This is a genomic window from Pseudomonas asplenii, assembly GCF_001293465.1.
In the GTDB taxonomy this organism is placed as follows: Bacteria; Pseudomonadota; Gammaproteobacteria; order Pseudomonadales; family Pseudomonadaceae; genus Aquipseudomonas; species Aquipseudomonas fuscovaginae_B.
Map to the genome: position 1 here is coordinate 2,286 of NZ_JSYZ01000053.1, position 201 is coordinate 2,486.

At 66.7% G+C, this 201-nt stretch carries 1 protein-coding gene; it reads left to right on the top strand.

What is annotated here, in order from left to right; all coding sequences use genetic code 11:
• The coding region (locus PF66_RS32945; protein WP_160320680.1) for an AMP-binding protein at nt 1-201 on the top strand (201 nt) is incomplete at both ends.

The following is a 201-nucleotide window of genomic DNA, read 5'->3' on the forward strand; positions in this document are numbered from 1 at the left end:
GGTGTCGCTGGCGACCTCGGCACAGCGGGTGGAACTGGACCGTCTGGACCTGTCCGCTCTGGATCCGGATGACCTGGGGATCACCCAGTCCAGCGAAAGCGCGGCGTACATCATGTACACCTCCGGCTCCACCGGCACCCCGAAAGGCGTGCTGGTGCCGCACCGGGCCATCAGCCGGCTGGTGATCAACAACGGCTACGC